Raw genomic sequence first — 6125 nt, 5'->3', positions numbered from 1 at the left:
TGCCCCGGAAACCCCAACCGCAACTAAAGATCAAACATGACGCCGAGACTGCACGATCCGGAACCGGTTAGCCACATAAGCCCCGTCGGTCAGCGCCGAGTTGGCCGCCGCGTTGGCCCCACTGCCGTGGAAGTCGGAGAACGCCGCCGACTGGTTGACGAAGACACCGCCGGTGAGGTTGCAGGACAGGTGCACCCCGACCTCGACCGCCACCACCTCGGTGGCGTCCAGCACGGCCTCGTCGGTCGAGTAGACCCCGGCGGTGAGCGCGCCCTTCTCACCGACCGTCCGGCGCAGCAGCTCCAGGCTGTGCGTGGTGGAGTCGGTAGCGATGGCGAACGAGATCGGCCCGAACCACTCCCGGCCGTACGTCTCCGCGTCGTCAGCGGTCAGCTTCACGATCGTCGGGGTACGTACCACCGCGTCGGCGTACGACGGGTGGGCCACGGCCCGCGACTCCAGCACCGGCTCGCCGACCTTGGTCACCTCGGCCAGCCGCTCCAGCACCCCGTCGTTGACGATGGCGCCGGTCAGCTCCACACCTCGGGCCGGGTCGGCGGTGAGCTTGCCGACCGCTGCGGCGATCCCGCCGGCCACCTCGTCGAAGCTCTTGTGCCCCTGGTCGGTCTCGATGCCCCCGGCCGGGATGAGGATGTTCTGTGAGGTGGTGCACATCTGCCCGCTGTAGAGGGTCAGCGTGAACCCGAGGTTGCGGCACATGCCGGCGAAGTCGTGGGTGGAGTCGATGACGACGGTGTTGAGGCCGGCCTTCTCGGTGTAAACCGATGCCTGCCGCGCATGGGTCTCCAGCCAGTCGCCGTACTCGGTGGAGCCGGTGAAGTCGACGATCCGGATGGCCTGGTGCAGGGCCAGGTCGCTGGCGAGCTTCTCACCGGGCGCCTCGGCCGCCAGCATGATCAGGTTCGGGTCGAACCCGGCCTCGGCGAGCACCTCCCGGGCGTACTTCACTGTGATGGCCAGCGGCAGCACCGCGCGCGGGTGCGGCTTGACGATCACCGGGTTGCCGGTGACCAGCGAGGCGAACAGCCCGGGGTACGAGTTCCAGGTCGGGAAGGTGTTGCAGCCGATCACCAGCGCCACCCCACGCGGCACCACGTGGAACGTCTTGGTCATCCGCAGCGGGTCACCCTTGCCGGCGGCCTTCTCCCAGCCCGCCGTACCCGGGTGCCGGGTCATCTCGGCGTACGCGTACGCCAGCGCTTCCAGCGCCCGGTCCAGCGCGTGCGCGCCACCGGCCTGGAAGGCCATCACGAACGCCTGCCCGCTGGTGAACTGCACCGCGTTGGCCAGCTCGAAGATGTGCTTGTGCAGCCGGTCGAGGATCTCCAGGCAGACGCCCACCCGGGCCTGCGGGCCGGCGTCGCGCCATGCCGGCAGCGCGGCGGAGGCGGCGCTCACCAGCTCACCGGGGCCGGCGTGCGGGTAACGCACCGCCAACTCCACGCCGAAAGGGCTCGTCTCGGTGGCGACCCGAACGCCGGAGCCGGGCTGGTCGAGCGGGAAGTCACCGCCGAGGTACGCCTCGAAGGCGGCCTTACCGTCGGCGGCGGCGGTCTCGCCGTACACCCGGGGGCTGGGGGATTCGGGATAGGCGGACCAGTAGCCCCGCTCCGTGATCGCGGTCAGCGCACGGTTGAGGGTGTCGGCGTGCCTGTCGTACAGGGGATGCGGGGTCTCCGTCATGCCCGCCATCATGCCTGAGTCCGGTCCGCGAGCAGTAGCGCGAATGCCCGACAGCGGCTCATGCCGCAGTCGAGTTCCCGAGCAGAAGCGCCAATGGCCGACGGCACGGGGTTGCTCGCGGCGGCAGCGGGTAACCGCAGGCCTCCGGCCAGGGCTCAGAGGGTGAGCTGCCAGTCGGTCCAGGAGTCCACCGGGCGGAAGCCGAGCTGTTCGTTGATCGCCACCATGTAGCTGTTGCTGGCGGCGTTGATGGTGTCGATGCTCCGCACCGCCGGCTCGTGGGTGAGCAGGTGGTGCAGGTTCTCCGCCTTGGCGATGAGGCCGAGCCGGTGTCCACGGTGTGCGGGGTCGACGATGGTGATCTGCTGGAACGCGTGCCAGTCGGCGGAGGCGCCAACCTCCAGCAGCGTCCAGGCGACCAGCCGGCCGGACGCCTCGTGTCGCATCCCGAGGTGGTACCGCCGGCGGCCCTTGGCCTCCAGGGCCCGATCGGTGCCGCGGATGCGCTCGGCGTCCACCTGCTCCGGCTCCCACTGCATGTCACCAAGGGGCGCGTCCATCATCAGCCGGCCGTCAAGGTAGGCGATGTCCGTCAGATACTCCTCCGGGGTGGCGCCCTGCCAGCACACCGATCGGTACCCCTCGGAACGGGGCTGGGCCTCGACGAGTGCCGCGCGGAGCGCGACCCGGTCGATCTCGGCGATCTCCAGCCGGCGACGCACCTCGACCAACGCGGCCTGGGCTCCGGTCGACGCGGCGAACGCAGCGCCCGCCACGTTCCGGGCCGGCCCGTCGGGCAACGCGGAGACGGTCAGCCCGACGACCCGCTTGCGGCCGTGCTCGCGCAGCAGCCGTACGCCGTACTCGTGCAGTGCCCGACCGACGCCCCGGCGCCGCAGCTCCGGACGCACCTTCAGCTCGACGGTGGCGTTGTCGGTGTTGTCGAGCTGCGGCAGGTCCAGTTGCAGGAAGCCGGCCGGGACACCGTCCAGTCGGGCCAGTGCCCAGAGCGTCCGGGTGCCGGGCAACGGCGTGTGGAACAGCGCGTCGAAGCGGCGCCGGCAGAAGGGCGGTAGGTCCGGCAGATCGGCGTCGTTGACCGCCACCCCGATCCGGTACGCCTCGTCGACGGAAGTCCGGTCGGCGCCGTCGAACGACGCGATGGTGATGCTCATGCCGGTGAGCCTGCACCGTACAAAAGCGATCGGGCCAGCGAATTACTCGCTGGCCCGATCGAACGTGGTCGGGAGGGACACTCGCACAACGCCTCCGGCGTTGGGTCGCAAGAACTTCAAAAGTCTTCGGCGAAATGCCCTCCCGCACGGAGCATCTTGCGCCGTCCGGTTCCTGTCGTCAAGTCCGTAGCGGCGGGTTTTCCACACTCACAGCGAAAACCCAGTTACCGACTGATCGACTCGGCCCCGGTCCGAGCGAGCCCGTCAGCCGAGGAGGCCGGCGTCGCGGGCGGCGCGCAGCGAGGGCTTGATGTGGTGGGTCGGCCCGACCTGGCCGGCCACCGCGTCGATGGTCTTCAGACCCTCGCCGGTGTTGAAAACGACGGTCTCGGCCGTCGGGTCGAGCCGACCGGACTCGACCAGCTTGCGCAGCACGGCCACGGTGACCCCACCCGCGGTTTCGGCGAAGACCCCGGTGGTACGGGCCAGATCGCGAATGCCAGCGCGGATCTCGTCGTCGTCGGCGTACTCCATCCAGCCGCCGGTGCGGCGGACCGCCTCCAGGGCGTAGAGGCCGGCCGCCGGGTCGCCGATGTTGAGCGACTTGGCGATGCCGGTGGGCTTGACCGGAACGATCGTGTCGGTCTCGGCGTGCAGGGCGACGGCGATCGGGTTGCAGCCGGCGGACTGCGCGCCGAAGACCTTCCAGCCGTCGGCGGGCGCCTCGACCAGGCCGATCTCCACCAGCTCGGAGAACGCTTTGTCAATCTTGGTGAGCAGCTCGCCGCTGGCCATCGGGATGACCACCTGCGCCGGAATCCGCCAGCCGAGCTGCTCGGCCACCTCGTAGCCGAGGGTCTTGGAGCCCTCCGCGTAGTACGGCCGGACGTTCACGTTGACGAACGCGGTGTCCTCGAATTCGTCGGTCTCCACCAGCTCGCCGCAGAGCCGGTTGACATCGTCGTACGAGCCGTCGATGGCGACCAGTTCGCCGCCGTAGACGGCGGTGGTGATGACCTTGCCCTGCTCCAGGTCGCTGGGGATGAAGACCACCGAGGGCACCCCGGCGCGGGCGGCGTGGGCGGCCACCGAGTTGGCCAGGTTGCCGGTCGACGCGCAGGCGAACCGGCTGAAGCCGAGCGCCTTGGCGGCGGTGAGCGCTACCGAGACGACCCGGTCCTTGAACGAGTGGGTGGGGTTGGCGCTGTCGTCCTTGACCCAGAGCGGCGCGGTGATGCCCAGCTCGGCGGCGAGGTGCGGGGCCGCCACCAGTGGGGTCAGCCCCGGGTCGAGGGTGACCCGGCTGGCCGGGTCCTGACCGGCGGGGAGCAGGGCGGCGTACCGCCAGATGTTGTTCGGGCCGGCCTCGATCTGCTCGCGGGTGACGGTGGCCAGCGCGGCGGCGTCGTAGTCGACTTCCAGCGGGCCGAAACACTCGTAACAGGCGTGCTGGGCGGCGAGCGGGTAGCGGGCCGAACAGGCACGGCAGACCAGGGCGCGGGCGGGGCTGGCAGAGGTGTCGATGCCGGAGGCGACGAGCGTCGACGTCATGTCGAGAGTCCTCTCATCTTTCCCCGCATCGCACGGTGCGGCGGGGACGGAATTGGCACCTGCCCCGCGGATCGCTCAGCGGTGAGCGCGCAGGGTGGTTGCCGGGGCGTCGTCGGGCCGTATCCCTCAGCCCCTCTGGATGAGGTATTCAGTTGTGCCGTCGAGTCTAGGACAACGCTGTCGGTCGTTGCTACCGCAGATCCCAGCTACTGGGTCAGCGGGCGCTCACCGCCACCGGGTCGGTCACCGCGATCGGATCCGTCACCGCGCTCGGCCGGGGCGGTGCGGCGGACCGGGGCCGGGCGGCGAGGTTCGCGGCGATCAGGGCGGCGATCGTGATGGCGGCCCCGACCAGTTCGACGGGCTCCGGGCGGTAGCCGCGGGCGATCTGCACCGCGAAGGTGGTCACCGGGACCAGGTTCATGAACAGCGCGGCGTTGGCGGCACCGAGTCGCTGCACGCCGGTGTTCCAGGCCAGAACCGCGATCACGGCACCCACCAGCACGGCGTACGCCAGTTGCGGGGCGACCGCCACGAGGTCGGCGGCGGCCGGCGCGTGCTGCCAGCCGACGGCGTCGGCGCCGATGCTCAGGACGAGCATCGCGGCCGTGCCGGCGAGCGCGGTCAGGGTGGTGAAGCGCAGCGGCGACCACTCGCCGAACCGGCTGGCGCCGTGGGTGTAGATGCCCCAGCCCAGCACCGCGCCGATCATCATGAGCCCGCCGAGGCCGAACTGGCCGAGCCCGGCCAGGCTGCCCCGCGTGATCACCAGACCGACGCCGAGGAGCGCCACCAGGGAGAGGGCCAGCAGCAGCGGCTTCGTGCGTACGCCGTCGCGGGCCCAGCGGACCAGCTGGGTGATCACCGGAGTGGTGGCCACGAAGAGGGAGATCTGCTGCGGGGCGGCGTGTTCGAGCGCCAGGTTGGTGAGCAGGTTGAAGCCGGCGAAGCCGACCACTCCGAGCACCACCACCTCCAGTGCCCGGCCACCGTGCCGGAGCGCTCCGGCACCCTCGCGGAGCAGCAGGATGGCGACCAGGACGACGGCGGCCAGCAGGTAGCGCGCGGTGGTCAGGTTGAGCGGGTCGACCCGGTCGAGCGCGCTGGCCAGGATCGGGAACATCACGCCCCAGCCGAGCACGGCGACCAGTGGGTACGCGGTGGCGCGGGATCGCATCGGCAACTCCAATGTTCGAGTATCGTCGAACCAACGACACCGACCATAGGGCGTCGTTCGATAGTTGTCGAACAAGGGTTACACTGGTCACATGGAGCCGCACGAGCCCGACCTGACCGCCGTACCGGTCACCAGCGTGCTGGCCGCACTCGCCGACGACGTGCGGCTACAGATCGTCCGGGCGCTCGCCGAGGGCGGCGAGTCCGCCTGCGGCAGTTTCGACTTCGGCGTCTCCAAGGCGACCCGTAGCCACCACCTCAAGGTGCTGCGCGAGGCGGGGCTGACCCGGACCCGGGCCGCCGGCACCAGCCGACTGGTCCGGCTCCGCCGGGACGAGCTGGACAAGCTCTACCCCGGCCTGCTGGACGCGGTCCTCACCCAGCGCCCGCCGGCCTGACCCCGCCTCACCCCCGCTCCACGGCCGCAGTCCGCGTGGCGGCACCAGCCGGTCTGCCGGCGGCACGTCATCCTCGGCTGGGACCTGCCACCGACGCTCGCTTTGGAGCTGAATCGTCTAC

The 6125-nt window shown here is 70.5% G+C and carries 5 protein-coding genes and 1 riboswitch; of the genes, 1 reads left to right on the top strand and 4 read right to left on the bottom strand.

The features are described 5' to 3' along the window. Positions 1-30: 30 nt before the first annotated feature. The 4 genes from paaN to MED15_RS06900 all read right to left on the bottom strand — a co-directional run bounded on the left by paaN (position 31) and on the right by MED15_RS06900 (position 5607). The gene (paaN, locus tag MED15_RS06915; protein ID WP_208646575.1) at positions 31-1704 is read right to left on the bottom strand and encodes a phenylacetic acid degradation protein PaaN; all 1674 of its coding nucleotides are present in this window, start codon (positions 1702-1704) and stop codon (positions 31-33) included. A 155-nt stretch (positions 1705-1859) separates the two neighbouring features. Next, a complete protein-coding gene (locus MED15_RS06910; protein WP_112735036.1) occupies positions 1860-2879 on the bottom strand; it encodes a GNAT family N-acetyltransferase in 1020 nt (339 codons plus the stop codon). Positions 2880-3143: 264 nt separating this feature from the next. After that, on the bottom strand, positions 3144-4430 hold the full coding sequence (gene thrC / locus MED15_RS06905) for a threonine synthase (RefSeq protein ID WP_112727043.1): 1287 nt from the start codon (positions 4428-4430) through the stop codon (positions 3144-3146). A gap of 10 nt (positions 4431-4440) precedes the next feature. Then, positions 4441-4576: riboswitch (SAM riboswitch) on the bottom strand. Positions 4577-4644: 68 nt separating this feature from the next. Next, positions 4645-5607, bottom strand: coding sequence for a DMT family transporter (locus MED15_RS06900; protein ID WP_112735035.1), 963 nt, complete (start codon positions 5605-5607; stop codon positions 4645-4647). Positions 5608-5698: 91 nt separating this feature from the next. Here MED15_RS06900 and MED15_RS06895 point away from each other — a divergent pair, with 91 nt between their 5' ends. Then, positions 5699-6004, top strand: coding sequence for an ArsR/SmtB family transcription factor (locus MED15_RS06895; RefSeq protein ID WP_112601087.1), 306 nt, complete (start codon positions 5699-5701; stop codon positions 6002-6004). Positions 6005-6125 lie beyond the last annotated feature (121 nt).

The sequence above is a fragment of the Micromonospora noduli genome, from assembly GCF_003264475.1.
GTDB lineage: Bacteria > Actinomycetota > Actinomycetes > Mycobacteriales > Micromonosporaceae > Micromonospora > Micromonospora noduli.
The sequence above is the reverse complement of the archived record's forward strand: the minus strand, read 5'-3'. Positions and strand labels throughout refer to the sequence as shown.

Coding starts and splice junctions, on each gene's coding strand:
- MED15_RS06900 (WP_112735035.1), bottom strand. CDS start 5,607: ATGCGATCCCGCGCCACCGCGTACCCACTGGTCGCCGTGCTCGGCTGG.
- MED15_RS06910 (WP_112735036.1), bottom strand. CDS start 2,879: ATGAGCATCACCATCGCGTCGTTCGACGGCGCCGACCGGACTTCCGTC.
- paaN (WP_208646575.1), bottom strand. CDS start 1,704: ATGACGGAGACCCCGCATCCCCTGTACGACAGGCACGCCGACACCCTC.
- MED15_RS06895 (WP_112601087.1), top strand. CDS start 5,699: ATGGAGCCGCACGAGCCCGACCTGACCGCCGTACCGGTCACCAGCGTG.
- thrC (WP_112727043.1), bottom strand. CDS start 4,430: ATGACGTCGACGCTCGTCGCCTCCGGCATCGACACCTCTGCCAGCCCC.